Origin of the sequence: Pseudomonas sp. BF-R-26 (assembly GCF_019947395.1) — a bacterium.
Classification (GTDB): domain Bacteria; phylum Pseudomonadota; class Gammaproteobacteria; order Pseudomonadales; family Pseudomonadaceae; genus Aquipseudomonas; species Aquipseudomonas farris.
In genome coordinates this window covers 211,769-233,554 of sequence record NZ_JAGYGK010000011.1, presented here as the reverse complement: position 1 = coordinate 233,554, position 21,786 = coordinate 211,769, and the positions used below count along the sequence as shown (strand labels likewise).

Genomic DNA, 21,786 nt, shown 5'->3' with positions numbered 1-21,786 from the left:
TCGAACGGGGGCAAGCCCCCTCGCCACAAATGGCCCACACCAGCGGCGTGGGCGATCCGTGAATCAGCGCTTGTCGCGGCGCTTTTTGTCGGCCTTTTTGTGGTGCGACATCATGCGGCGTTTCTTGTTGACCTGGCGGTCGGTAAGCGAGTTCTTGTTGCCTTCGTACGGGTTCTCGCCGCCCTTGAACTCGATGCGGATCGGCGTACCGACCAGCTTGAGCACACGACGGTAAGTGTTTTCCAGGTAACGGACGTAAGACTTCGGCACCTTCTCGATCTGGTTACCGTGGATCACGATGATCGGCGGGTTAGCACCACCCAAGTGGGCATAACGCAGTTTGATCCGGCGGTTGTTGACCATCGGTGGCGCGTGCTCGCCAACCGCATCTTCCAGAATCTGGGTCAGGCGGTTGGTTGGCCAGCGGGTGACCGCAGACTTGAACGAGTTCTGTACGGAGGCGTAGAGGTTGCCCACGCCCGTGCCGTGCAGGGCCGAGATGAAGTGAATGTCGGCGTAGTCAACGAAGAACAGTCGACGTTGCAGCTCGACCTTCACGAAGTCGCGCTCGCTCGGCGTCATGCCGTCCCACTTGTTGATCGCGATCACCAGCGCACGACCCGACTCAATGGCAAAGCCCAGCAGGTTGAGGTCGTGGTCCACCACGCCTTCGCGGGCGTCCATCACGAAGATCACCACGTTGGCGTCTTTGATCGCCTGCAGGGTTTTGACCACGGAGAATTTTTCGACTTCTTCGTGGATCTTGCCGCGCTTGCGCACACCAGCGGTGTCGATCAGCGTGTACTTCTCGTCGTTACGTTCAAACGGGATGTAGATGCTGTCGCGAGTGGTGCCGGGCTGGTCATAAACGATAACCCGGTCTTCACCGAGCATGCGGTTGACCAGGGTCGACTTGCCGACGTTCGGGCGACCGATGATTGCGATCTTGATACCGTCTTTTTCGCTTGGGCCAGGAATGCGCTTGGCTTCCTCACCTTCGGCAACGATCTCTTCTTCGCCTTCTTCCGGTTCTTCTTCGTCTTTCGGGAAGTCGCTCAGGGCGATTTCCAGCATCTGGGTGATGCCACGACCATGAGCACCGGCGATCGGGATCGCGTGGCCCATGCCCAATGGGGCGAATTCGGCGCGGGCCATTTCAGGGTCGATGTTGTCGACCTTGTTGGCAACCACGTAAGAACGCTTGTTACGCTTGCGCAAGTGCTCGGCGATCATCTGGTCGGCCGCGGTGAAACCGGCCTTGGCATCTACCAGGAATAGAACGACATCTGCTTCTTCAATGGCCAGCAGCGACTGCTCGGCCATTTTTTCGTCCATACCGTGCTCGTCACCGGAGATACCGCCGGTGTCGACCAGAATGTAGGAACGCCCTTGCCACTTGGCCTCACCGTACTGGCGATCACGGGTCAGACCGGACAAGTCGCCGACGATAGCGTCGCGAGTCCTGGTCAGGCGGTTGAACAAGGTGGACTTGCCGACGTTCGGTCGGCCCACCAGGGCGATTACGGGAACCATGCGGCTCTCCACTTCGTTATTTCAGAAAATACAAAAGCCGCTGCGAGGCAGCGGCTGGTGCTCGGGGCAGCGCCTGTAAGCACTGCGAGCCCCGCAGAACGGGGCCGCTTGGGGGTTAAACCCCAAGCATAGTCTTTACTTAATGGTCAGGGCTTCCAGTTTGCCACTGTTGCCATACAGATAAATCGTGTCACCCACCACCAGCGGACGGGCACGCAGGCCGTCACTGTCGATGCGCTCGCGGCCGACGAAACGACCGTCCACCTGACTCAGCAGGTGCAGGTAACCTTCCATATCACCGACTGCAACATAGCTGGAGAACACTTCCGGAGCCGACAGTTGACGGCGGGCCAGTGAATCGTTGCTCCACAAAGCAGTGGTAGAACGTTCGTCGACGCCTTCAACAGTGCCTGCGGACAGGCTCACGTAGACGCTGCCAAAACCCTGGGCAACGCCGGCATAGCTGGAAGCATCACGCTGCCAGAGTTGACGACCGCTTTCCAGGTCCAGTGCCGCGACACGACCCTGGTAGCTGGCGACGTACAGTGTACCGCCGGACAGAAGCAAGCCACCGTCGATATCGACCACACGCTCCAGTTCCGAACGACCTTGTGGAATCGCTACGCGTTGTTCCCATACCGGCACGCCGTTGGAAACATCCAGAGCAACCACTTTACCGGTCGACAGGCCAGCCACCGCGAGGCGGTTGGTGACGATCGGTGCGCTGGTGCCGCGCAGGGTCAGAACCGCCGGCGTGCTGTCATACAACCAGCGCTGGTTGCCGGTAGCGGCATCCAGGCCGATCAGACGGTCATCCTGGGTCTGAACCACAACAACGTCACCGTTGGTGGCCGGCGGCGCGAGCACTTCACTGGTCACGCGAGCGCGCCATTTCTCTTCACCGCTGCTGGCGTCCAGGGCAACGATTTCGCCCTTGAGCGTGCCGATCATGACCAGACCGTAACCCACGCCGACGGCGCCGGAGACAGGCAGTTCGAGATCTTTCTTCCATTTGACGTCGCCATTGCTGCGATCCATCGCCATCACCACACCGGTGACGTCGGCGGCATAGATGGTATCGCCATCGATCGCCGGAACCAGCATGTTGTAGGTTTCGCCCTGACCGTCACCGATCGAACGACTCCACTGCTTTTGCAGAACCACTTCTTCTTTGAAGTCGGTCAACTCGGCCGGTGGCAATTCTTTTTTGCTGTTGCTGCTGCAACCCGCGGCCAATATGGCCAGAGCCAGCAATGCTGCATGTTTCCAACGGATCACGTCACGCATCCCCTTTGGCCAGGTCGTCCAGCTTGATTTGTAGGCCACCGACCGCCGCTTCATCCGACAGTGCCGCCTTGGCTTTTTGATACGCCGTGTTCGCTTCGTCGGTACGACCCAACTGCACCAGCAGGTCGCCTTTGAGTTCTTCGCGAGTGGCCAGGAAGGCTTTGTCGGCATCGCCTTCGAGCAGTTTCAGGGCTTCATCGACCTTGTTCTGCGCGGCCAGTACCTGCGCCAGGCGCTGACGAGCAATTTCGCCGAGTGCCGGATTGGCCGGTTTGGCGACAATGGCTTTCAGCTCGCTGGCTGCGTCGTCCAGCTTGCCGCTGTCGACCGCGACTTTCGCCACGAACAGGCTGCCGTATTGCGCGTAAGCGGTGCCGCCGAACTCGCTGTTGAGCTTGCCGGCCAGATCCGAAACACGTGCAGCATCAGGCTTGCCATCAGGCGTCAGCGTAGTTTCGAGCAATTGCTGATAGAGAATCGAGGCGCCTTGCGACTGATTGCTCTGATACTTCTGAAAGGCCTGCCAGCCGAACACGATGACCAGCGCCAACAGGCCGCCAGTGACCAGGGGCTTGCCGTTGCGTGTCCACCAGTCCTTCAACTCCGCCAGATGTTCGTCTTCGGTACTCGACACCCCAATACTCCTTAATCGCTAAATCGGCTGTTTGACAGCTTCAACCCTGCACGACGCAGGTGGCCAGGTGTGCAGCAAGCGCATCCCAGGCAATGCTTTGTTGTTCGCCCTGGCCACGCAGGGGTTTGAAACCTACCACTTGCTGGGCCATTTCGTCCTCACCGAGAATCAATGCGTACAGCGCACCGCTCTTGTCGGCTTTCTTGAACTGGCTTTTGAAGCTGCCGGCGCCGGCATTGACTTGCAGGCGCAGGTTGGGCAATTGATCACGAACACGCTCGCTCAGGGCCAGACCGGCCAGCTCGGCGGCTTCACCGAAGGCGCAGAGGTAGACATCGACCTGACGGGAGATCTCTTCGGGAATCTGCTCCAGGGTTTCAAGCAGCAGCACCAGACGCTCGATGCCCATGGCGAAACCAACGCCTGTGGTCGGCTTGCCGCCCATCTGCTCCACCAGACCGTCGTAACGACCACCGGCACACACGGTGCCTTGGGCGCCCAACTTGTCGGTGACCCATTCGAAAACGGTCTTGCTGTAGTAATCCAGCCCGCGAACCAGCTTCGGGTTGATCACATAAGGAATGCCCGCGGCGTCCAGACGAGCCTTGAGGCCCTCGAAGTGCACGCGGGATTCTTCGTCGAGGTAGTCGGCCATCTTTGGCGCGTCGGCCAACGCCGCTTGAGTGTCGGGGTTCTTGGTATCCAGAACCCGCAGCGGGTTGGTCTTCAGACGGCGCTGGCTGTCTTCGTCCAGTTGATCCAGGCGAGCGGACAGGTACTCGACCAGTGCTTCACGATAACGACCACGGGATTCGCTGGTGCCCAGGCTGTTGAGTTCGAGCTTGACCGCATCGCGGATACCCAGCTCGCCCCACAGGCGCCAGGTCAGCACGATCAGCTCGGCGTCGATGTCCGGACCGTCGAGGTTGAAGACTTCGCAACCGATCTGGTGGAACTGGCGATAACGACCTTTCTGTGGACGTTCGTGACGGAACATCGGGCCGATGTACCAGAGTTTCTGCACCTGACCGCCGCCGGTGATGCCGTGCTCAAGCACCGCACGCACGCAGGCCGCCGTGCCTTCAGGGCGCAGGGTCAGAGAATCGCCGTTGCGGTCGTCGAAGGTGTACATCTCTTTTTCGACGATGTCGGTCACTTCACCGATGGAGCGTTTGAACAGCTCGGTGAACTCGACGATCGGCATGCGAATCTGCTTGTAACCGTAGTTATCCAGCAAACGCGAAACAGTGCCCTCGAAATGACGCCACAGGGGAGTCTGCTCGGGCAGGATGTCGTTCATGCCACGAATGGCTTGCAGAGACTTACTCACTTAAAATCCTTAAATTCATTCGGCTCTTTAGTCAGGGTCAGCCGCGAGCGATTACAGCTGCGTCGGCTTCGACCTTTTCGGCCGCTTTCTGACGGATCAAGCGTTCAAGCTCATCCACCAGATTGTCATTCGTCAGTTTCTGCGACGGCTTGCCGTCGATGTAAATCAGGTTTGGCGTGCCGCCGGTCAAGCCGATATGGGCTTCCTTGGCTTCGCCCGGCCCATTGACCACGCAACCGATCACCGCGACATCCAGCGGCACCAGCAGGTCTTCAAGGCGCCCTTCCAGCTCGTTCATGGTTTTGACCACATCGAAGTTCTGCCGCGAGCAGCTCGGGCAGGCGATGAAGTTGATGCCACGGGAACGCAGGTGCAGGGATTTGAGAATGTCGTAGCCGACTTTCACTTCCTCGACCGGGTCGGCCGCCAACGAGATGCGAATAGTATCGCCAATCCCTTCGGCGAGCAGCATACCGAGGCCCACGGCGGATTTCACCGTGCCTGAACGCAAACCACCGGCTTCGGTGATGCCCAAGTGCAGCGGCTGGACGATTTCCTTGGCCAGCAAGCGGTAGGCGGCGACGGCCATGAATACGTCGGAGGCTTTCACGCTGACCTTGAAGTCCTGGAAATTCAGGCGCTCGAGGTGCTCAACGTGACGCAAGGCGGACTCGACCAGTGCAGCGGGAGTCGGCTCGCCATATTTCTTTTGCAGGTCTTTTTCCAGGGAGCCGGCGTTGACGCCGATGCGGATCGGAATCCCGCGATCACGGGCAGCATCGACCACCGCACGCACGCGGTCTTCACGACCGATATTGCCTGGGTTGATCCGCAGGCAATCGACGCCCAGTTCGGCTACGCGCAAAGCGATCTTGTAGTCGAAGTGGATGTCGGCCACCAATGGTACTTTGACCAACTGCTTGATCTTGCCGAAGGCTTCGGCGGCGTCCATGTCCGGCACGGAAACCCGCACGATATCGACGCCAGCGGCTTCCAGACGGTTGATCTGGGCCACGGTGGCGGCCACGTCATTGGTGTCGCTGTTGGTCATGCTCTGCACAGCGATAGGCGCATCGCCGCCCACGGGCACGTTACCGACCCAGATTTTGCGGGATTCGCGACGTTTGATTGGAGATTCGCCGTGCATGACTTATTGACCCAACTTCAGGCGAGCAGTCTCGCCACTGGTGAACGGAGCGACATCAACCACCTGCCCGTTGTAGCTGACCTGCGCGCCACGGGCGAAGCCCAGACGTACGGAAAAAGGCGGTTTGCCGCTGAGAGTAACATTTTCGCCTTTACGCTTGAGACCACTCAACAGCACCTTACCCGTGCCATCGGTCACTTGCGTCCAGCAATCGGCGGTGAATTGCAGTTGAACCTGGCCTTGCCCAGCCACCGCAACTGCTGGAGCCGGGGCGGTCGGAGCAATCGGTGCAGTAACAACCGGTGCCGGTACAGCGGGAACAGCCGGGGCTGGTGTCGCCGGTGTCGCAACAACCGGAGCAGTGCTGTGGGCCGCAGGCGTTACTGCTGGGGCCGCTGGCGCTGGAACCGGTGCGCTCGTTTCGGCACTGACTGACTCCTCGGCCGAAGTCTCGGACTGAGGCAGCGCAAGAGGCGTTTCACCTTCAGCCTGACCTTGAGCAACAGCCTGGTCTTCCGGCTCGTCCAGTGGATGGATCTGGGTGGTGCCGTCGGCGCCTTCGACTTCAACGTGTTCCGGAGCCAGGCCGGTCAGGTCCTTGGTGCGCAATGAGGTTTGATCCTGCCACCAGACAAAACCACCGCCAATCACTGCGAGCAGCAACAGCAGGCTGACAATTCGCAAAATGGTGTGGGAAACCCGAACCGGCTCTTCGATACGCCCCAGGCTGTGGACGTTGCTGCCTTGGGAGTCGGTGCCGGTGGATTGGTCGAACTGCTGGACCAGAACGGTTTGGTCCATGCCGAGCAATTTGGCATACGCGCGAATATAGCCACGGGCAAAGGTGTGCCCAGGCAGCTTGTCGAAAGCGCCGGCTTCCAGATTACTCAGGGAATTGACGGTGAGGTTGAGCTTGAGGGCCACTTCGGCCAGCGACCAGCCATTGCTTTCGCGGGCCTGGCGCAAAGTCTCACCGGGGTTAACGCGATTCGCTGCTACAACTTCGGGATGCGCCGCTTTCATCATTGCTCCGACAGGTATTGCTGATATTCCGGCGTACCGGGATAGAGTCGTTTTAATTGCAGGCCAAAACTGGCGGCCTTGTCGCGATCTTCGAACACTTTTGCCAGCCGAACGCCGAGCAATAGACTACGTGCATTTTGTTCGGTGAGCAGGCTAAAACGGTCGTAATAGTCACGCGCGGGCACATAATGCCTGTCTTCGTAAGACAACTCAGCCATTTCCAGCAATGCACGTGGCTGTTGGCGATTCAAACGCAGGGCTTTTTCCAGTTGCTGGCGGGCCAGATCACGCTGGCCAAGCTTTGAAGCGGTCATGCCCAGGTTTTCGAAAACCCGTGAACGCTCAGGATACAGGGTATCGGCGGCGGCCTGTTCGAAGCGTTCGTAAGCCTCTTTGTAACGTTTCTCTTCGAAAAGAAAACTGCCGTAGTTATTCAGGATTCGCGCATCGGCGGGACGCGAAGACAGCGCCTTGCGAAAATGCTGATCGGCCAGTTCCGGCTCCATCTCGGCCTGGAACACCAGCCCCAAGGCCGCGTTGGCGTCAGGATCCGAGCTATCCAGGTCCAAAGCCTTCTTTAACGGGACTTTGGCACGCTCGGTCATGCCCTGCTGCAGATACCCCAGGCCCAGCTGCACGTAGGCGGCACGCGCTTCATCACGGCCCTTGCTGGTCTTCATCGGGTTGAAATCGCCCGACAGGACACAACCAGCACAGAGGCTGGCCAACAGCACAAGCAGCGCGAAGCGCAGGGACATAGAGATCCTCTCTTAATTATTGTTCGCGGCGTTTGTTGCGATATCGTTTTCGGCGCTCAACTCGCGCACGGCGATATAACGTTCGCTGCGACGGGTGCGATCCAGCACCTGCCCTACCAATTGGCCACACGCGGCATCGATGTCTTCACCGCGGGTGGTGCGTACGGTGACGTTGAAGCCTGCATGGTGAAGCTGATCCTGGAAACGGCGAATCGCGTTGTTGCTCGGGCGCTCGTAACCGGAATGCGGGAACGGGTTGAACGGAATCAGGTTGATCTTGCACGGAATGTTCTTGAGCAACTCGATCATCTCAACGGCATGTTCAACCTTGTCGTTGATGTCCTTGAGCAAGGTGTACTCGATGGTCAGCACGCGCTTTTCGCCCAGGGACGACATGTAGCGCTGGCACGACTCGAGCAGCATCTTAAGCGGATATTTCTTGTTGATCGGCACCAATTGGTTACGCAATGCGTCGTTTGGTGCGTGCAGAGACAACGCCAGGGACACGTCGATATGCTTGGACAGCTCATCGATCATCGGCACCACGCCCGAAGTGGACAGGGTCACGCGGCGCTTGGAGATCCCGTAGCCCAGGTCATCCATCATCAGATGCATGGCGGCCACGACGTTGTCGAAGTTCAGCAGCGGCTCACCCATGCCCATCATCACCACGTTGGTGATGGCACGGTCGGCGGTCGCCGGGATGCTGCCGAACGATTTATTGGCAATCCAGACCTGACCGATCACTTCGGCGGCGGTGAGGTTGCTGTTGAAACCTTGCTTGCCGGTGGAGCAGAAACTGCAATCCAGGGCACAGCCTGCCTGGGACGAAACGCACAGAGTGCCGCGTTTGCCCTGGGGAATGTACACGGTCTCGACGCAGCTACCGGACGCCACGCGCACCACCCACTTACGGGTGCCATCGGTGGAGATGTCCTCGCTGACCACTTCGGGGCCGCGGACTTCAGCAATGGCCTTGAGCTTGTCGCGCAAGGCCTTGCTGACGTTCGTCATGGCGTCGAAATCATCAACGCCAAGGTGGTGAATCCATTTCATTACCTGACCGGCACGGAAACGCTTCTCCCCGATTGAGTCGAAGAATTTTTCCATTTCCTGTTGAGTCAGACCCAGCAGGTTGGTTTTTACAGTCGATGTAGTCATGGATTCACCTTCACTCTTAAGCCAATGCTTAGCGAGTGGTTACTTCAGTAGCTGCGAAGAAGTACGAGATTTCGCGAGCAGCAGCGGCTTCGGAGTCCGAACCGTGTACAGCGTTGGCGTCGATGGAATCAGCGAAGTCAGCGCGGATGGTGCCGGCAGCAGCTTCTTTAGGGTTGGTAGCGCCCATCAGCTCACGGTTCAGAGCGATAGCGTTTTCGCCTTCCAGAACCTGAACGACAACCGGACCGGAGATCATGAAAGCAACCAGGTCGCCGAAGAAACCACGAGCGCTGTGCTCAGCGTAGAAGCCTTCAGCTTCAGCTTTGGACAGTTGCTTCAGTTTCGAAGCTACAACGCGCAGGCCAGCTTTTTCGAAACGAGTGGTGATCTCGCCGATAACGTTTTTTGCAACAGCGTCAGGCTTGATGATGGAGAAAGTACGTTGAACAGCCATGGTGTAACTCCAGAAACGGTAATTTGTGAAAAATTAAACCCGCGAATTATACGCGGGTTCTTTGGTATTGCCTAACTGCGTACGGTGCAGACTCAGTCTGCTTCTTCGATCCAGGCGGCCTGAATGGCTTCAAGCACCTTCTCGCCACCGCGGGTCGGATCATCACTGAACTCCGGCAACGCCAGCACCCATTTGTGCAGATCGACGAAGTTCACGTAACGCGGGTCCACATCTGGCTTGGTTTCAGCCAGCTGGATCGCGATTTCAAGCACATCAACCCATTTCAGACTCATGTCGGTTCCTTGAATCAGTGCGGCGCTTCGGCTGCATGGTTGAGCGAGTATTTCGGAATTTCGACGGTCAGGTCTTCAGTCCCGACGATCGCCTGACAGCCTAGACGCGAATGCGCTTCCAGACCCCAGGCCCGATCAAGAAAATCTTCTTCCAGCTCATCCGCCTCTTCCAGCGAGTCAAAACCTTCGCGGATGATGCAATGGCAGGTAGTGCAAGCGCAGACGCCGCCACAGGCGCTTTCCATCTCGATATGGTGTTCATGGGCCAGTTCGAGAATGGATATACCGGGCTCAGCCTCTACAACCATGCCTTCCGGGCAGAACTTCTCGTGTGGCAGAAAAATGACCTGCGGCATCAGTTATCCTCGATTTCATTCAGGTTGCGCCCCGCCAGAGCGGCTTTCACCGTCGAGTCCAGGCGGCGGGCAGCAAAGGCATCGGTCACCTGCGACAGACGCTTGGTCTGCTGCTCGATAGCGTAACCATCGGTGCCTTTCATCAGTTCGGTCAGTTCCTGCATCTGCAATTCGATGACCATGCGCTCTTCGGCGTCGAGCAGGCGTTCGCCGTCAACCTCCAGAGCGCCCTGCACCGCCTCGATCAGGCGCTGGGCATCAACTTGCTGCTCACGCAATACGCGGGCGACTTTGTCGTCGTTGGCGTGCTGGAACGAATCCTTGAGCATTTTGGCGATTTCGCCGTCGGTCAGGCCGTAGGACGGTTTGACCTGGATGCTGGCTTCGACGCCCGAACCCAATTCGCGGGCCGAGACACTGAGCAGACCGTCGGCGTCGACCTGGAAGGTCACGCGAATCTTCGCCGCGCCGGCCACCATCGCCGGAATACCGCGCAATTCGAAGCGTGCCAGGGAACGACAGTCGCTGATCAACTCACGCTCGCCCTGCAATACATGGATCGCCATGGCCGACTGGCCATCTTTATAAGTCGTGAAGTCCTGGGCCCGGGCGACGGGGATGGTGGTGTTGCGCGGAATCACCTTCTCCATCAGGCCGCCCATGGTTTCCAGCCCCAGGGACAACGGAATCACGTCGAGCAACAGCAGTTCGCCGCCGTCACGTTTGTTGCCAGCCAGGGTATCGGCCTGGATCGCAGCACCGATGGCGACGACTTGATCCGGATCGATTTCAGTCAGCGGTTCGCGACCGAAGGCGTGCGCAACGGCTTCGCGGACACGAGGCACGCGCGTCGAGCCACCAACCATGACCACAGCGTGAACGTCTTCCAGTTCGATACCGGAATCACGCACAGCGCGGCGGCAGGCTTTCAGGCTGCGAGCAACCATCGGCTCGATCAGCGCATTGAAGGCTTCACGGGTCAACTCAGCCTTCCAGTCGCCATAAGCAACTTCGACGGACGAGCAATTGGTCAGGGCTTCTTTGGCCGCACACGCGGTTTGCAGCAGATTACGTTGCGTACCCGGATCGAGATCGGCCGACAGACCGGCGCTCTCGATGATCCAGCCAGCAATAGCGTGATCGAAGTCATCGCCACCCAAGGCGCTGTCGCCGCCGGTAGCCAGCACTTCGAACACACCGCCGGTCAGGCGCAGAATCGAAATATCGAAAGTACCGCCGCCCAAGTCATAAATCGCGACCAGGCCTTCGGCGTGCTGATCCAGACCGTAAGCGACCGCGGCGGCGGTTGGCTCATTGAGCAAACGCAGCACGTTCAGACCGGCCAGCTTGGCCGCATCCTTGGTGGCTTGACGCTGAGCATCATCGAAATAGGCCGGAACGGTGATCACCGCGCCAACCAATTCGCCACCCAAGGTCGCTTCAGCGCGCTGACGCAGTACCTTGAGGATATCGGCGGAAACTTCGACCGGGCTTTTCGGGCCTTGCACAGTGTCGATGAACGGCATGTGCGACTCGCCGTCGACAAAACGGTACGGCAGTTGATCGCCCAATTGCTTGACGTCGGAAAGACCACGACCCATCAAGCGTTTGACCGACAGCACGGTGTTCAAAGGATCGGACGCGGCGGCCAGTTTGGCCGACTCGCCGACTTCGACGCGATCGGCGTGATAGCGCACGGCAGACGGCAGGATGACCTGCCCTTGCGCGTCGGCCAGAGGCTCGGAAAGACCACTGCGCAATGCAGCGACCAGCGAATTGGTAGTGCCCAAGTCGATCCCCACAGCCAGACGACGCTGGTGCGGTTGAGGACTTTGGCCGGGTTCGGCGATCTGCAGTAGGGCCATCGTTATCAGGACTTATCTGTATATCAGGCGTGCGACCGGAGCGGCACTGGGTTAATCGTCGAGGCGCTCTTCTAACTGGCGCACTTCGTAGGTGAGCTTGTCGAGGAACTGCATGCGTCGCATCAGGCGTTCGGCCTGCTCACGTTGCGCTGCATCATCCCAACAGGCTGCGAAGCTTTCGTTCAGTTCATCCTGCGCGGTCTTCAGGCGACGCTTGAACACTGCAACACCCGCGAGGTCGGCGCTGTCTTGCAGGTCTTCGAGCTCTTCACGCAGCTCCATCTGCTGCAGAAGAAACTCCGGATCATGCACCGTGACCTCCAGCGGCAGCTCACGACCGCCCATGGCGAGCAAGTAGCGCGCGCGTTTGGGGGGGCTTTTGAGCGTCTGATAGGCCTCGTTGAGGCTCGCGGATTGCTCGAGCGCCAGCCGCTGCTCACGCTCGGAAGCGTCGGCAAAGCGGTCCGGATGAACACCACGCGCCAACTCACGGTAGCGCGTGGCCAACTGCTCGAGATCCAGACGGAAGCTCGGCTGCAGTTCAAATAAAGCGAAATGACAAGGAGTTCCCACAAGCAGCCTCAGATGTTGAAGCTTTCGCCGCAGCCACATTCACCGCGCACGTTGGGGTTGTTGAACTTGAAGCCTTCGTTCAACCCTTCCTTGACGAAATCGAGTTCGGTACCGTCCAGGTAGGCGAGGCTTTTCGGGTCGATGATCACTTTCTCGCCGTGACTTTCGAACACCTGATCCTCTGCCACCACCTCGTCGACAAACTCCAGCACGTAGGCAAGGCCGGAACAGCCTGTGGTGCGAACACCCAGACGAATCCCTTCACCTTTGCCGCGCCCGTCGAGGGAGCGTCGCACGTGTTGAGCAGCCGCTTCTGTCATGCTGATAGCCATCGGTGACTCCTTACTCGTCGCCAAATCTTGAAAGTCAGATCAAGCCTTTCTTCTGCTTGTAGTCGCGAACGGCCGCTTTGATAGCGTCTTCAGCAAGTACGGAGCAGTGAATTTTTACTGGCGGCAGAGCCAGTTCTTCGGCCAGCTGAGTGTTCTTGATGGTCTCTGCTTCATCCAGAGTCTTGCCTTTCATCCACTCGGTCGCCAGGGAGCTGGAGGCGATCGCCGAACCGCAGCCGTAAGTCTTGAACTTGGCGTCTTCGATGATGCCTTGTTCGTTGACCTTGATCTGCAGGCGCATCACGTCGCCGCACGCCGGAGCGCCGACCATGCCGGTGCCGACATCAGGATCTTCCGCGTCCATCTTGCCGACGTTGCGCGGGTTCTCGTAGTGGTCGATGACCTTTTCGCTGTAAGCCATGATTCTTAATCCTCACTCATCAGAGAGTCGCTCTTAAGCCCTGCGAACCGTAGTTTTACAGGGCCGGTTTGCGGCGACTTGAAATCAGTGTGCCGCCCACTCGATTTTCGAAATGTCGACACCGTCTTTGTACATGTCCCACAGCGGCGACAGGGTGCGCAGCTTGGTAACGGCCTCGCAGACTTTCTGCGCGGCGTAGTCGATTTCTTCTTCGGTGGTGAAACGGCCGAAGGTAAAGCGAATCGAGCTGTGTGCCAGTTCGTCGTTGCGGCCCAGGGCGCGCAATACGTACGAAGGCTCAAGCGATGCCGAGGTGCAGGCCGAACCGGACGAAACCGCCAGATCCTTGAGCGCCATAATCAGCGACTCGCCTTCAACGTAGTTGAAGCTCAGGTTCAGGTTGTGCGGTACGCGGGAAGTCATGCTGCCATTGACGTACAGCTCTTCGAGGCCTTCGACCTGCTTGAAGAAACGATCGCTCAGGGCTTTGATGCGTACGTTCTCGGCAGCCATGTCTTCCTTGGCTACACGGAAAGCTTCACCCATGCCAACGATCTGGTGGGTCGCCAGGGTGCCGGAGCGCATGCCACGTTCGTGACCGCCGCCGTGCATGGTCGCTTCGATGCGAACACGCGGCTTGCGGCTGACGTACAGTGCGCCGATGCCTTTAGGGCCGTAGGTTTTGTGGGCAGAGAACGACATCATGTCGACTTTCAGTTTCGACAGGTCGATCTCGACCTTGCCGGTGGACTGAGCGGCGTCGACGTGGAACAGGATCCCCTTGGAGCGGGTCAGTTCGCCGATGGCTGCGATGTCGTTGATGGTGCCGATTTCGTTGTTCACATGCATGATCGACACCAGGATGGTGTCGTCGCGCAGGGCAGCTTCAACCATCTCTGGAGTAACCAGACCATCTTCGCGAGGGTCGAGGTAGGTCACTTCGAAACCTTCACGCTCCAGTTGGCGCATGGTGTCGAGGACAGCCTTGTGCTCAATCTTGGTGGTGATCAGGTGCTTGCCTTTGGTGGAGTAGAAATGCGCCGCACCCTTGATTGCCAGGTTGTCGGACTCGGTGGCACCGGAGGTCCAGACGATTTCACGCGGGTCGGCGTTAACCAGGTCAGCGACCTGACGACGAGCGTTCTCGACGGACTCTTCAGCTTTCCAGCCGAACACGTGGGAACGGGACGCCGGGTTACCGAAGTTTCCGTCGACCAGCAGGCATTCACTCATCTTTTGCGCGACACGTGGATCAACCGGGGTCGTCGCAGAGTAATCAAGGTAAATCGGCAATTTCATGGACTATCTCCTAAATCAGGCTGGCTGGCGTGCCGCTAGCTCTTTGGCTGTCATTCGACGGCGGACGCTTCAATCTTGTCCAGGCGTGGCGCCTTGCTGTTGCAACGACGCTGGTCCTGACGCTGGGCTACTTCTTGCACCTCACGGCGAGTTACAAGGTCAGCCAAGCTGATACCGCTCAGAAATTCGTGAATCTGCAGGCTCAGATCGCACCACAAGTGGTGGGTCAAGCAGGTGTCGCCTTGATGGCAATCACCTTGGCCCTGGCATTTGGTTGCATCGACCGATTCGTTGACCGCATCGATCACCTGGGCGACCTGGATGCCCTGCATGTCTCGGGACAATTGGTAGCCACCGCCCGGACCGCGAACACTGGACACCAGATTGCTGCGGCGCAATTTGGCAAAAAGCTGCTCGAGGTAGGACAGGGAGATGCCTTGGCGCTCGGAGATATCGGCCAGGGACACCGGCCCGTGCTGCGCGTGCAACGCCAGGTCAAGCATGGCGGTCACGGCGTATCGGCCTTTTGTAGTCAGTCGCATGGACAATTACCACGGAGTTCGGAATGGGGCGAGTATGCAATTCCCGAGTATTTAAGTCAACTATAAGACCTAGTACTTTACTCAGGTTTACCCGCAAAAGAGCGCGCGCATCATAGCAAAGGCTGGCGGCGTACAGCCAGCAATTGCGCGTTATCGTTCATCGCGAGCAGGCTCGCTCCCACAGGAAACCGCATTTCAAATTTGTGGGAGCGAGCCTGCTCGCGATGAAGTTGACTCGGTTTAGCTGGCCTGGCTCTGATCCTTGTCCTTCACACAGGCAAAGTCTTCTTCGCGCAGCTCAGGCAGATCTTTCGCACAGTAATTGCTACCCAGGTCCTTCAGCGCCCCGCACATCCCTTCAAGTCGACCATCTACAGCCTGCAGATGATCGAGCAACTGGTTAATGGCTCGGGCCACCGGGTCCGGCATGTCTTCGCCGACACCATAGGCATCGAAACCGATCTTCTCGGCCATGGCCTTGCGCTTGGCGTCCTGCTCTTCATCGGACTTGACGATGATCCGTCCCGGAATCCCCACCACCGTCGCCCCAGGCGGAACCGCCTTGGTGACCACGGCATTGGAACCCACCTTGGCCCCGGCACCCACCGTAAACGGGCCGAGCACCTTGGCGCCCGCCCCGACCACTACGCCGTCTTCCAGAGTCGGGTGACGCTTGCCCTTGTTCCAACTGGTGCCGCCAAGGGTCACGCCCTGATACAGGGTGACGTCGTTGCCGATCTCGGCGGTCTCACCGATAACGATGCCCATGCCATGGTCGATAAAGAAGCGACGACCGACCTTGGCACCCGGATGAATCTCGATCCCGGTCAACCAGCGACCGAAGTTCGATACCAGCCGCGCCAGCCATTTCCAGCCCATACCCCACAACGCTGACGACAGGCGATGGATCCAGATGGCGTGCATGCCCGGGTAGCACGTCAGAACCTCAAAAGCATTACGCGCCGCCGGGTCACGATGGAAAACACTTTGGATATCTTCACGCAAACGCTCGAACATCATTAATCCTTCCGCCTTAGAAGCTCGCCACGGGCCGCTTTCTGGGTTTCCGTGAGGATGCCACGCAATATATTCATTTCCGCCCGGCTGACCGAGCTGCGTCCGTACAACCGGCGCAGGCGCGCCATCAAGTGCCGTGGTTTTTCCGGGTCGAGAAATTCGATGGCCACCAGCGTCTGCTCCAGGTGCTCATAGAATCGCTCCAGCTCATCCATGGTCGCCAGCTCACCACTTTTGGTGGATGCCACTTCATCCTTCTCGACCTTGCTCGGCTGACCAGCAGCCGCCAACCAGGACATGCGCACCTCATAGCTCAACACCTGCACCGCTGCCCCAAGGTTCAGCGAACTGAACTCAGGGTCTGATGGGATGTGCACGTGATAATGACATCGCTGCAGCTCTTCATTGGTCAGGCCGGAATCTTCACGACCGAACACCAATGCGATCTCGGCACCCTGCCCCGCCTCTTCGACCACCTTCACACCGCATTCGCGAGGATCGAGTAACGGCCAGGGAATGCGACGATCGCGGGCGCTGGTGCCAAGCACCAGATTGCAGCCGACCAAGGCATCTTCCAAAGTGGCGACGACCTGAGCATTTTCAAGGATGTCACCGGCGCCGGACGCACGCGCATCGGCTTCGTGATGCGGGAACAACCGCGGTTCGACCAGCACCAGCCGCGACAGGCCCATGTTCTTCATGGCACGCGCAGCCCCGCCGATATTTCCGGGGTGACTGGTATTGACCAGGACGACACGAATGTTTTGCAGCAAGGGAGGCGCTCTCGAACACAGAATTAGGGAGCAGAATCTTACAGTTCATCCTACCGTTAAGCTACGAAAGCGAACACCGACCTTCACCTGTAGAAACTTTCTGATAGAATGCCCGGCTTTCTTTAACAACCTTAGGTGACACATCCATGCAGCCCATGCTGAATATCGCGCTGCGCGCCGCCCGCAGCGCCAGTGAATTGATTTTCCGCTCCATCGAGCGCCTGGATACCATCAAGGTCGACGAAAAAGACGCCAAGGATTATGTATCCGAGGTGGATCGCGCCGCCGAACAGAAAATCATCGATGCGCTGCGCAAGGCTTACCCTAATCACTCGATCATGGGTGAAGAAACCGGCATGCACGCCGGTAACGGCATCGAAGGCGAAGAGTACCTGTGGATCATCGATCCGCTGGACGGCACCACCAACTTCCTGCGCGGCATTCCTCACTTCGCTGTCAGCATTGCCTGCAAATACCGTGGCCGCCTGGAGCACGCTGTTGTTCTGGACCCGGTTCGCCAGGAAGAATTCACCGCCAGCCGTGGTCGCGGCGCCCAACTGAACGGTCGTCGCCTGCGCGTCAGCGGCCGCACCAGCCTGGACGGCGCCCTGCTGGGTACCGGCTTCCCGTTCCGTGACGACCAGATGGACAACCTCGACAACTACCTGGGCATGTTCCGCGCCCTGGTTGGCCAGACCGCCGGCATCCGCCGCGCTGGCTCGGCGAGCCTGGACCTGGCCTACGTAGCTGCCGGCCGTTTCGATGCATTCTGGGAGTCGGGCCTGTCCGAGTGGGACATGGCTGCAGGCGCCCTGCTGATCCAGGAAGCTGGCGGCTTGGTGAGCGACTTCACCGGCGGTCACGACTTCCTTGAGAAAGGCCACATCGTCGCCGGCAACACCAAGTGCTTCAAAGCAGTACTGACGGCGATCCAGCCGCACCTGCCAGCTTCGCTGAAGCGTTAAACGCTCGAAGCATCTCAAGAAAACGCCCCGACTTGTTCGGGGCGTTTTTTTTGCGCAGAAAAAAACCCAACGTCGCACAATCCCTGTGCCCGCGAAGGCGGCGTACCAGGCAACATCAATGTCGACTGACACACCCTCTTCGCGGGCAAGTCGGATCGCCGCACCGCTCGCCCCTACAGGCTCCGCACCATAACGAAAAATGCCCCGTATCTTTCGATACGAGGCATTTTCTTGAATCGCCAGCCTGAACAGGCTGGCGTTTCGGCATCGGAAGCTGGACTTAAGCCAGTTTTTCCTTGATGCGAGCTGCTTTACCAGACAGGTCACGCAGGTAGTACAGCTTGGCTTTACGTACGTCACCGCGACGTTTAACGGCCATGCTGTCGATTTGCGGGCTGTAGGTCTGGAAAGTACGCTCTACGCCAACACCGTTGGAGATTTTACGAACGGTGAAAGCACTGTTTACGCCGCGGTTACGCTTGGCGATAACTACGCCTTCGAACGCTTGCAGACGCGAACGATCGCCTTCCTTCACTTTCACCTGAACGACAATGGTGTCGCCCGGGGCAAAGGTAGGGATCTCTTTGGTCATCTGCTCTGCTTCGAGTGCAAGGATGATTTTGTTAGTCATGCTGTGCTCCTAAGGTAAATCGTCGGATCTACCATCGATACGTTGTTAACTATCGTCCCGCTCGCGGATGTATTCCTCGAGCAGCTTCTTCTCTTCTCCAGAAAGCGAGCGGCTTTCCAGAAGATCGGCGCGTCGTTCAAAGGTCCTACCAAGGGACTGCTGTAAACGCCAACGCCGGATATGCGCGTGATTGCCACTTAGCAATACGTCGGGAACACGCTGATCCGCATACACCTCCGGTCGGGTGTAGTGCGGGCAATCCAGCAAACCATCCGTAAAGGAATCTTCCTCGGCGGAGTCCGCATGCCCTAAAGCTCCAGGCAGCAGTCGTGTAACCGCATCGATCAGGACCATCGCCGGCAGCTCACCGCCAGACAGTACATAGTCGCCAATCGACCACTCTTCATCGACATGAGCATCAATAAAACGCTCGTCAATGCCTTCATAGCGGCCGGCAATCAGGATCAATGCATCCAGATTCGCCAACTCGCGTACCGCCGACTGAGTCAGTTGACGGCCTTGGGGGGACAGGTAAATTACCTTCGCCGCCTCCCCGACTGCTGCCTTGGCCTGAACCAACGCATCTTCCAGGGGCTTGATCTTCATCACCATGCCCGGACCACCGCCAAATGGGCGATCATCCACAGTGTGATGTCGATCCGTCGTGTAGTCTCGCGGATTCCAACAGGTAAGCTGCAACAGCCCCTGTTTCACCGCCCGACTGGTGATGCCGTACTCGCTGATGGCGGAGAACATCTCGGGAAACAAACTGATCACTTCTACGCGCAGGTTAGCCACGTTTAGAAGTCCGCATCCCATTCCACCTTCATCTCGCCTGCGGCAAGGTCGACAGCCAACACGCATTGCTCCGTATAGGGCAACAGGCGTTCGCGATCATCCAGGCTGCCAGCGCAAGGCTTGACCACCATTACATCATTGGCGCCGGTTTCCAGAAGATGATCGATTTTCCCGAGCAATTGCCCGAGTTGATCAATAACCTTCAGACCTTCCAGCTGGTACCAGTAGTACTCGCCGTCGGTCAATTCAGGGAACAGGTTGCGCGGCACACAGATCTCATAACCAGCCAGAAGACGTGCTTCTTCACGATCATCAAGACCCTTGAGCTTTGCGACCAGGAACTTGTCGCTCCCACGTCCACTGACCAGCTCGACCTGTTTCACATTACCTTCGCGCTTGAGCGTCCAGGTTTTGTACTGCAACAGGTTTTCAGTCGGATCAGTAAAGGAATACACCTTCACTTCGCCGCGAACGCCATGAACAGAATAAATTTTGCCAATAACGATCAAATCATCGGCAATAGCTGGCGTCGCGTTCATATTGCTCAGGCCGCAGCCTTAGCAGATTCCTTCAACAACTGAGCAACGCGCTCAGAAGGTTGTGCACCAACGCTCAGCCAGTAGGCTACGCGCTCTTGGTTCACGGACAGACGAACTTCTTGACCACGAGCAACAGGGTTGAAGAAACCAACCTGTTCCTTGTGCGAACCGTCGCGCGGGTTGCGGCTGTCGGTTACGGTCAAGTGGTAAAACGGGCGCTTTTTGGAGCCGCCAAGGGCAAGACGGATTGTTAGCATGTGAACATCGTTCCTGTAGTCGGTGCTGCAAATCTAAAGGCACAGCGGGCATAGGTGCCCGAAAGGCCGCATATTCTAAGGAATATCCGGACTTTTGCAAATGTCTTTTTCCGGCGGCCTATCGGTCGCCATCCAGATTTGCTATAGAGCCGTCGTTGAAAACGGCCAGTCAGCTCCCGCCAAGTGCGGGTTTGCTGGAGATCCCACTTCCATGTGGGAGATGCAAGGGCAAGCCCTTGCGTGAATACTTTACATCTTTGGCATGCCGCCGCCGGGCAACATACCGCCCATGCCGCGCATCATTTTGGCCATTCCGCCTTTCGCGGAGAACTTCTTCATCATCTTCTGCATCTGCTTGTGCTGCTTGATCAAGCGACCGATGTCCTGCACCTGAGTGCCGGAACCCATGGCGATCCGGCGCTTGCGCGAACCGCTGATCAGCTCAGGGTCGCGGCGCTCGGCCGGGGTCATGGAGTTGATGATGGCTTCCATCTGCTTGAACTGCTTCTCTGCCGCGCCCTGGGCGTTGCCCATTTGCGCCAGATTCACACCGCCGATGTTCGGCAGTTTGTCCATGAGGCCGCCGAGGCCGCCCATGTTTTTCATCTGCTGCAGCTGATCGCGAAAGTCTTCAAGATCGAAGCCCTTGCCCTTCTTCAGCTTCTTGGCCAGTTTATCGGCCTTGTCTTTGTCGAGGGTCTGTTCGGCCTGCTCGATCAGGCTGAGCACGTCGCCCATGCCGAGGATGCGTGAAGCGATACGCTCAGGATGGAACGGTTCGAGCGCTTCGCTCTTCTCGCCCATACCGATGAACTTGATCGGCTTGCCAGTGATGGCACGTACCGACAGCGCGGCACCACCACGGGCATCGCCGTCGACCTTGGTCAGGATCACACCGGTCAGCGGCAGTGCATCGCCGAAGGCCTTGGCCGTGTTGGCGGCGTCCTGGCCGGTCATGGCATCGACCACGAACAGGGTTTCGACCGGGTTGATTGCGGCGTGCAGCGCCTTGATCTCGCCCATCATCTCTTCGTCGATGTGCAGACGACCGGCGGTATCGACGATGACCACGTCGATGAATTTCAGTTTTGCTTCTTTAATAGCTGCTTGCACGATGTCGACCGGCTTCTGGCTCAGGTCGGACGGGAAGAAGGTAACGCCAACTTCACCCGCGAGCATTTCAAGCTGCTTGATCGCCGCCGGACGGTAAACGTCCGCGGACACGACCATGACCGACTTCTTCTTGCGCTCTTTAAGGAAGCGCGCGAGTTTGCCGGCGGTGGTGGTTTTACCCGCCCCCTGCAAACCGGCCATCAACACGACGGCAGGAGGAACGGCGCTCAGGTTCAAGTCTTCGTTGGCCGCGCCCATCAGGCTTTCGAGTTCGGCCTGGACGATTTTCACGAAGGCCTGGCCCGGCGTCAGGCTGCGCGACACCTCGGTGCCAACAGCGCGTTCCTTGACCGAGTTGACGAAGTCTTTGACCACCGGCAAGGCGACGTCGGCTTCGAGCAACGCCATGCGCACTTCGCGCAGGGTGTCTTTGATGTTGTCTTCGGTCAGCTTGGCCTTGCCGGTGACATGGCGCAGCGTCTGCGAGAGACGGTCGGTTAAGTTTTCAAACATTGCGCGATCCTTTCAGGCCCTGTGTAGACCGGGATAATGGCGGCCCAGACCGGAATAAACATGTGCTCGGCGAGCCTGCGGCGTGGGCAGGTCGCGGATTATAGCGAAGACTGCGTCTGGCGGACACCTCGCCGTCAGGTTGCTTGGTCTTTCGTGCTGTGGGGGTTCTATG

General features: G+C 58.4%; 25 protein-coding genes. 1 reads left to right on the top strand and 24 read right to left on the bottom strand.

Going from position 1 to position 21,786, the window contains the following annotated elements:
- Positions 1 to 63 precede the first annotated feature (63 nt).
- From der to trmJ, 19 genes are all read right to left on the bottom strand, one after another.
- On the bottom strand, positions 64 to 1,533 hold the full coding sequence (gene der, locus KGB18_RS18545; protein ID WP_038981746.1) for a ribosome biogenesis GTPase Der: 1,470 nt from the start codon (positions 1,531 to 1,533) through the stop codon (positions 64 to 66).
- Positions 1,534 to 1,668: 135 nt separating this feature from the next.
- Positions 1,669 to 2,820 (bottom strand): outer membrane protein assembly factor BamB, encoded by a 1,152-nt coding sequence (gene bamB / locus KGB18_RS18540; protein WP_032830306.1) that lies wholly within the window; start codon positions 2,818 to 2,820, stop codon positions 1,669 to 1,671.
- Positions 2,813 to 3,454 (bottom strand): tetratricopeptide repeat protein, encoded by a 642-nt coding sequence (locus KGB18_RS18535; RefSeq protein WP_007903605.1) that lies wholly within the window; start codon positions 3,452 to 3,454, stop codon positions 2,813 to 2,815. The genes bamB and KGB18_RS18535 overlap by 8 nt, the downstream gene beginning before the upstream one ends.
- Before the next feature lie 40 nt (positions 3,455 to 3,494).
- Entirely contained in the window at positions 3,495 to 4,784 is a 1,290-nt protein-coding gene (gene hisS / locus KGB18_RS18530; RefSeq protein ID WP_052967496.1) for a histidine--tRNA ligase, read from the bottom strand.
- A 37-nt stretch (positions 4,785 to 4,821) separates the two neighbouring features.
- A complete protein-coding gene (ispG, locus tag KGB18_RS18525; RefSeq protein ID WP_007903603.1) occupies positions 4,822 to 5,931 on the bottom strand; it encodes a flavodoxin-dependent (E)-4-hydroxy-3-methylbut-2-enyl-diphosphate synthase in 1,110 nt (369 codons plus the stop codon).
- A 3-nt stretch (positions 5,932 to 5,934) separates the two neighbouring features.
- The gene (locus tag KGB18_RS18520) at positions 5,935 to 6,954 is read right to left on the bottom strand and encodes a helix-turn-helix domain-containing protein (RefSeq protein WP_223570327.1); all 1,020 of its coding nucleotides are present in this window, start codon (positions 6,952 to 6,954) and stop codon (positions 5,935 to 5,937) included.
- Positions 6,954 to 7,712 carry a type IV pilus biogenesis/stability protein PilW gene (pilW, locus tag KGB18_RS18515; RefSeq protein ID WP_007903601.1) on the bottom strand — a complete coding sequence of 253 codons (759 nt, stop codon included), beginning with the start codon at positions 7,710 to 7,712 and terminating at the stop codon, positions 6,954 to 6,956. The genes KGB18_RS18520 and pilW overlap by 1 nt, the downstream gene beginning before the upstream one ends.
- A 12-nt stretch (positions 7,713 to 7,724) precedes the next feature.
- The gene (gene rlmN / locus KGB18_RS18510) at positions 7,725 to 8,873 is read right to left on the bottom strand and encodes a 23S rRNA (adenine(2503)-C(2))-methyltransferase RlmN (protein ID WP_007903600.1); all 1,149 of its coding nucleotides are present in this window, start codon (positions 8,871 to 8,873) and stop codon (positions 7,725 to 7,727) included.
- Positions 8,874 to 8,901: 28 nt separating this feature from the next.
- Positions 8,902 to 9,327 carry a nucleoside-diphosphate kinase gene (gene ndk, locus KGB18_RS18505; protein ID WP_007916882.1) on the bottom strand — a complete coding sequence of 142 codons (426 nt, stop codon included), beginning with the start codon at positions 9,325 to 9,327 and terminating at the stop codon, positions 8,902 to 8,904.
- 92 nt (positions 9,328 to 9,419) lie between these two features.
- Complete coding sequence (gene iscX, locus KGB18_RS18500; protein WP_050681789.1) at positions 9,420 to 9,620, bottom strand: Fe-S cluster assembly protein IscX; 201 nt, start codon at positions 9,618 to 9,620, stop codon at positions 9,420 to 9,422.
- Between the two features lie 14 nt (positions 9,621 to 9,634).
- Complete coding sequence (gene fdx, locus KGB18_RS18495) at positions 9,635 to 9,976, bottom strand: ISC system 2Fe-2S type ferredoxin (RefSeq protein WP_123719422.1); 342 nt, start codon at positions 9,974 to 9,976, stop codon at positions 9,635 to 9,637.
- Entirely contained in the window at positions 9,976 to 11,841 is a 1,866-nt protein-coding gene (gene hscA, locus KGB18_RS18490) for a Fe-S protein assembly chaperone HscA (RefSeq protein WP_123358115.1), read from the bottom strand. The genes fdx and hscA overlap by 1 nt, the downstream gene beginning before the upstream one ends.
- A 51-nt stretch (positions 11,842 to 11,892) precedes the next feature.
- Positions 11,893 to 12,414, bottom strand: coding sequence for a co-chaperone HscB (hscB, locus tag KGB18_RS18485; RefSeq protein ID WP_030129844.1), 522 nt, complete (start codon positions 12,412 to 12,414; stop codon positions 11,893 to 11,895).
- A gap of 8 nt (positions 12,415 to 12,422) precedes the next feature.
- On the bottom strand, positions 12,423 to 12,746 hold the full coding sequence (iscA, locus tag KGB18_RS18480) for an iron-sulfur cluster assembly protein IscA (RefSeq protein ID WP_093426158.1): 324 nt from the start codon (positions 12,744 to 12,746) through the stop codon (positions 12,423 to 12,425).
- 34 nt (positions 12,747 to 12,780) lie between these two features.
- Positions 12,781 to 13,167 carry a Fe-S cluster assembly scaffold IscU gene (gene iscU / locus KGB18_RS18475; protein ID WP_003443374.1) on the bottom strand — a complete coding sequence of 129 codons (387 nt, stop codon included), beginning with the start codon at positions 13,165 to 13,167 and terminating at the stop codon, positions 12,781 to 12,783.
- Between the two features lie 84 nt (positions 13,168 to 13,251).
- The gene (locus tag KGB18_RS18470; RefSeq protein WP_123719423.1) at positions 13,252 to 14,466 is read right to left on the bottom strand and encodes an IscS subfamily cysteine desulfurase; all 1,215 of its coding nucleotides are present in this window, start codon (positions 14,464 to 14,466) and stop codon (positions 13,252 to 13,254) included.
- Positions 14,467 to 14,516: 50 nt separating this feature from the next.
- Positions 14,517 to 15,008, bottom strand: coding sequence for a Fe-S cluster assembly transcriptional regulator IscR (iscR, locus tag KGB18_RS18465; RefSeq protein WP_007903581.1), 492 nt, complete (start codon positions 15,006 to 15,008; stop codon positions 14,517 to 14,519).
- 240 nt (positions 15,009 to 15,248) lie between these two features.
- The gene (gene cysE, locus KGB18_RS18460; protein WP_007903579.1) at positions 15,249 to 16,025 is read right to left on the bottom strand and encodes a serine O-acetyltransferase; all 777 of its coding nucleotides are present in this window, start codon (positions 16,023 to 16,025) and stop codon (positions 15,249 to 15,251) included.
- Between the two features lie 2 nt (positions 16,026 to 16,027).
- Complete coding sequence (gene trmJ / locus KGB18_RS18455; RefSeq protein ID WP_223570326.1) at positions 16,028 to 16,798, bottom strand: tRNA (cytosine(32)/uridine(32)-2'-O)-methyltransferase TrmJ; 771 nt, start codon at positions 16,796 to 16,798, stop codon at positions 16,028 to 16,030.
- A 146-nt stretch (positions 16,799 to 16,944) separates the two neighbouring features.
- On the opposite strand from trmJ, the gene suhB reads away from it, so the two are divergent.
- Complete coding sequence (gene suhB / locus KGB18_RS18450) at positions 16,945 to 17,763, top strand: inositol-phosphate phosphatase (protein ID WP_064679568.1); 819 nt, start codon at positions 16,945 to 16,947, stop codon at positions 17,761 to 17,763.
- 280 nt (positions 17,764 to 18,043) lie between these two features.
- On the opposite strand, the gene rplS is transcribed toward suhB, so the two are convergent.
- The 5 genes from rplS to ffh form a co-directional block, all read right to left on the bottom strand.
- Positions 18,044 to 18,394: a 50S ribosomal protein L19 gene (rplS, locus tag KGB18_RS18445; protein ID WP_003175895.1), complete on the bottom strand. Its 351-nt coding sequence runs from the start codon at positions 18,392 to 18,394 to the stop codon at positions 18,044 to 18,046.
- A gap of 45 nt (positions 18,395 to 18,439) precedes the next feature.
- Positions 18,440 to 19,213 (bottom strand): tRNA (guanosine(37)-N1)-methyltransferase TrmD, encoded by a 774-nt coding sequence (gene trmD / locus KGB18_RS18440; protein ID WP_177409327.1) that lies wholly within the window; start codon positions 19,211 to 19,213, stop codon positions 18,440 to 18,442.
- On the bottom strand, positions 19,195 to 19,731 hold the full coding sequence (rimM, locus tag KGB18_RS18435) for a ribosome maturation factor RimM (RefSeq protein WP_123719424.1): 537 nt from the start codon (positions 19,729 to 19,731) through the stop codon (positions 19,195 to 19,197). The genes trmD and rimM overlap by 19 nt, the downstream gene beginning before the upstream one ends.
- A gap of 5 nt (positions 19,732 to 19,736) precedes the next feature.
- On the bottom strand, positions 19,737 to 19,988 hold the full coding sequence (gene rpsP / locus KGB18_RS18430; RefSeq protein WP_003198088.1) for a 30S ribosomal protein S16: 252 nt from the start codon (positions 19,986 to 19,988) through the stop codon (positions 19,737 to 19,739).
- Positions 19,989 to 20,237: 249 nt separating this feature from the next.
- Positions 20,238 to 21,614, bottom strand: coding sequence for a signal recognition particle protein (gene ffh, locus KGB18_RS18425; RefSeq protein WP_223570325.1), 1,377 nt, complete (start codon positions 21,612 to 21,614; stop codon positions 20,238 to 20,240).
- Between the last annotated feature and the right edge of the window lie 172 nt (positions 21,615 to 21,786).

What these genes read in the sequence shown, in the direction of transcription:
- rimM (WP_123719424.1), bottom strand. Translation starts at nt 19,731, where the DNA reads ATGAACGCGACGCCAGCTATTGCCGATGATTTGATCGTTATTGGCAAA.
- rplS (WP_003175895.1), bottom strand. Translation starts at nt 18,394, where the DNA reads ATGACTAACAAAATCATCCTTGCACTCGAAGCAGAGCAGATGACCAAA.
- rpsP (WP_003198088.1), bottom strand. Translation starts at nt 19,988, where the DNA reads ATGCTAACAATCCGTCTTGCCCTTGGCGGCTCCAAAAAGCGCCCGTTT.
- rlmN (WP_007903600.1), bottom strand. Translation starts at nt 8,873, where the DNA reads ATGACTACATCGACTGTAAAAACCAACCTGCTGGGTCTGACTCAACAG.
- bamB (WP_032830306.1), bottom strand. Translation starts at nt 2,820, where the DNA reads ATGCGTGACGTGATCCGTTGGAAACATGCAGCATTGCTGGCTCTGGCC.
- iscX (WP_050681789.1), bottom strand. Translation starts at nt 9,620, where the DNA reads ATGAGTCTGAAATGGGTTGATGTGCTTGAAATCGCGATCCAGCTGGCT.
- ispG (WP_007903603.1), bottom strand. Translation starts at nt 5,931, where the DNA reads ATGCACGGCGAATCTCCAATCAAACGTCGCGAATCCCGCAAAATCTGG.
- iscA (WP_093426158.1), bottom strand. Translation starts at nt 12,746, where the DNA reads ATGGCTATCAGCATGACAGAAGCGGCTGCTCAACACGTGCGACGCTCC.
- ffh (WP_223570325.1), bottom strand. Translation starts at nt 21,614, where the DNA reads ATGTTTGAAAACTTAACCGACCGTCTCTCGCAGACGCTGCGCCATGTC.
- KGB18_RS18470 (WP_123719423.1), bottom strand. Translation starts at nt 14,466, where the DNA reads ATGAAATTGCCGATTTACCTTGATTACTCTGCGACGACCCCGGTTGAT.
- cysE (WP_007903579.1), bottom strand. Translation starts at nt 16,025, where the DNA reads ATGTTCGAGCGTTTGCGTGAAGATATCCAAAGTGTTTTCCATCGTGAC.
- pilW (WP_007903601.1), bottom strand. Translation starts at nt 7,712, where the DNA reads ATGTCCCTGCGCTTCGCGCTGCTTGTGCTGTTGGCCAGCCTCTGTGCT.
- hscA (WP_123358115.1), bottom strand. Translation starts at nt 11,841, where the DNA reads ATGGCCCTACTGCAGATCGCCGAACCCGGCCAAAGTCCTCAACCGCAC.
- KGB18_RS18520 (WP_223570327.1), bottom strand. Translation starts at nt 6,954, where the DNA reads ATGAAAGCGGCGCATCCCGAAGTTGTAGCAGCGAATCGCGTTAACCCC.
- trmD (WP_177409327.1), bottom strand. Translation starts at nt 19,213, where the DNA reads ATGGGATGCGGACTTCTAAACGTGGCTAACCTGCGCGTAGAAGTGATC.
- ndk (WP_007916882.1), bottom strand. Translation starts at nt 9,327, where the DNA reads ATGGCTGTTCAACGTACTTTCTCCATCATCAAGCCTGACGCTGTTGCA.
- iscR (WP_007903581.1), bottom strand. Translation starts at nt 15,008, where the DNA reads ATGCGACTGACTACAAAAGGCCGATACGCCGTGACCGCCATGCTTGAC.
- der (WP_038981746.1), bottom strand. Translation starts at nt 1,533, where the DNA reads ATGGTTCCCGTAATCGCCCTGGTGGGCCGACCGAACGTCGGCAAGTCC.
- suhB (WP_064679568.1), top strand. Translation starts at nt 16,945, where the DNA reads ATGCAGCCCATGCTGAATATCGCGCTGCGCGCCGCCCGCAGCGCCAGT.
- iscU (WP_003443374.1), bottom strand. Translation starts at nt 13,167, where the DNA reads ATGGCTTACAGCGAAAAGGTCATCGACCACTACGAGAACCCGCGCAAC.
- fdx (WP_123719422.1), bottom strand. Translation starts at nt 9,976, where the DNA reads ATGCCGCAGGTCATTTTTCTGCCACACGAGAAGTTCTGCCCGGAAGGC.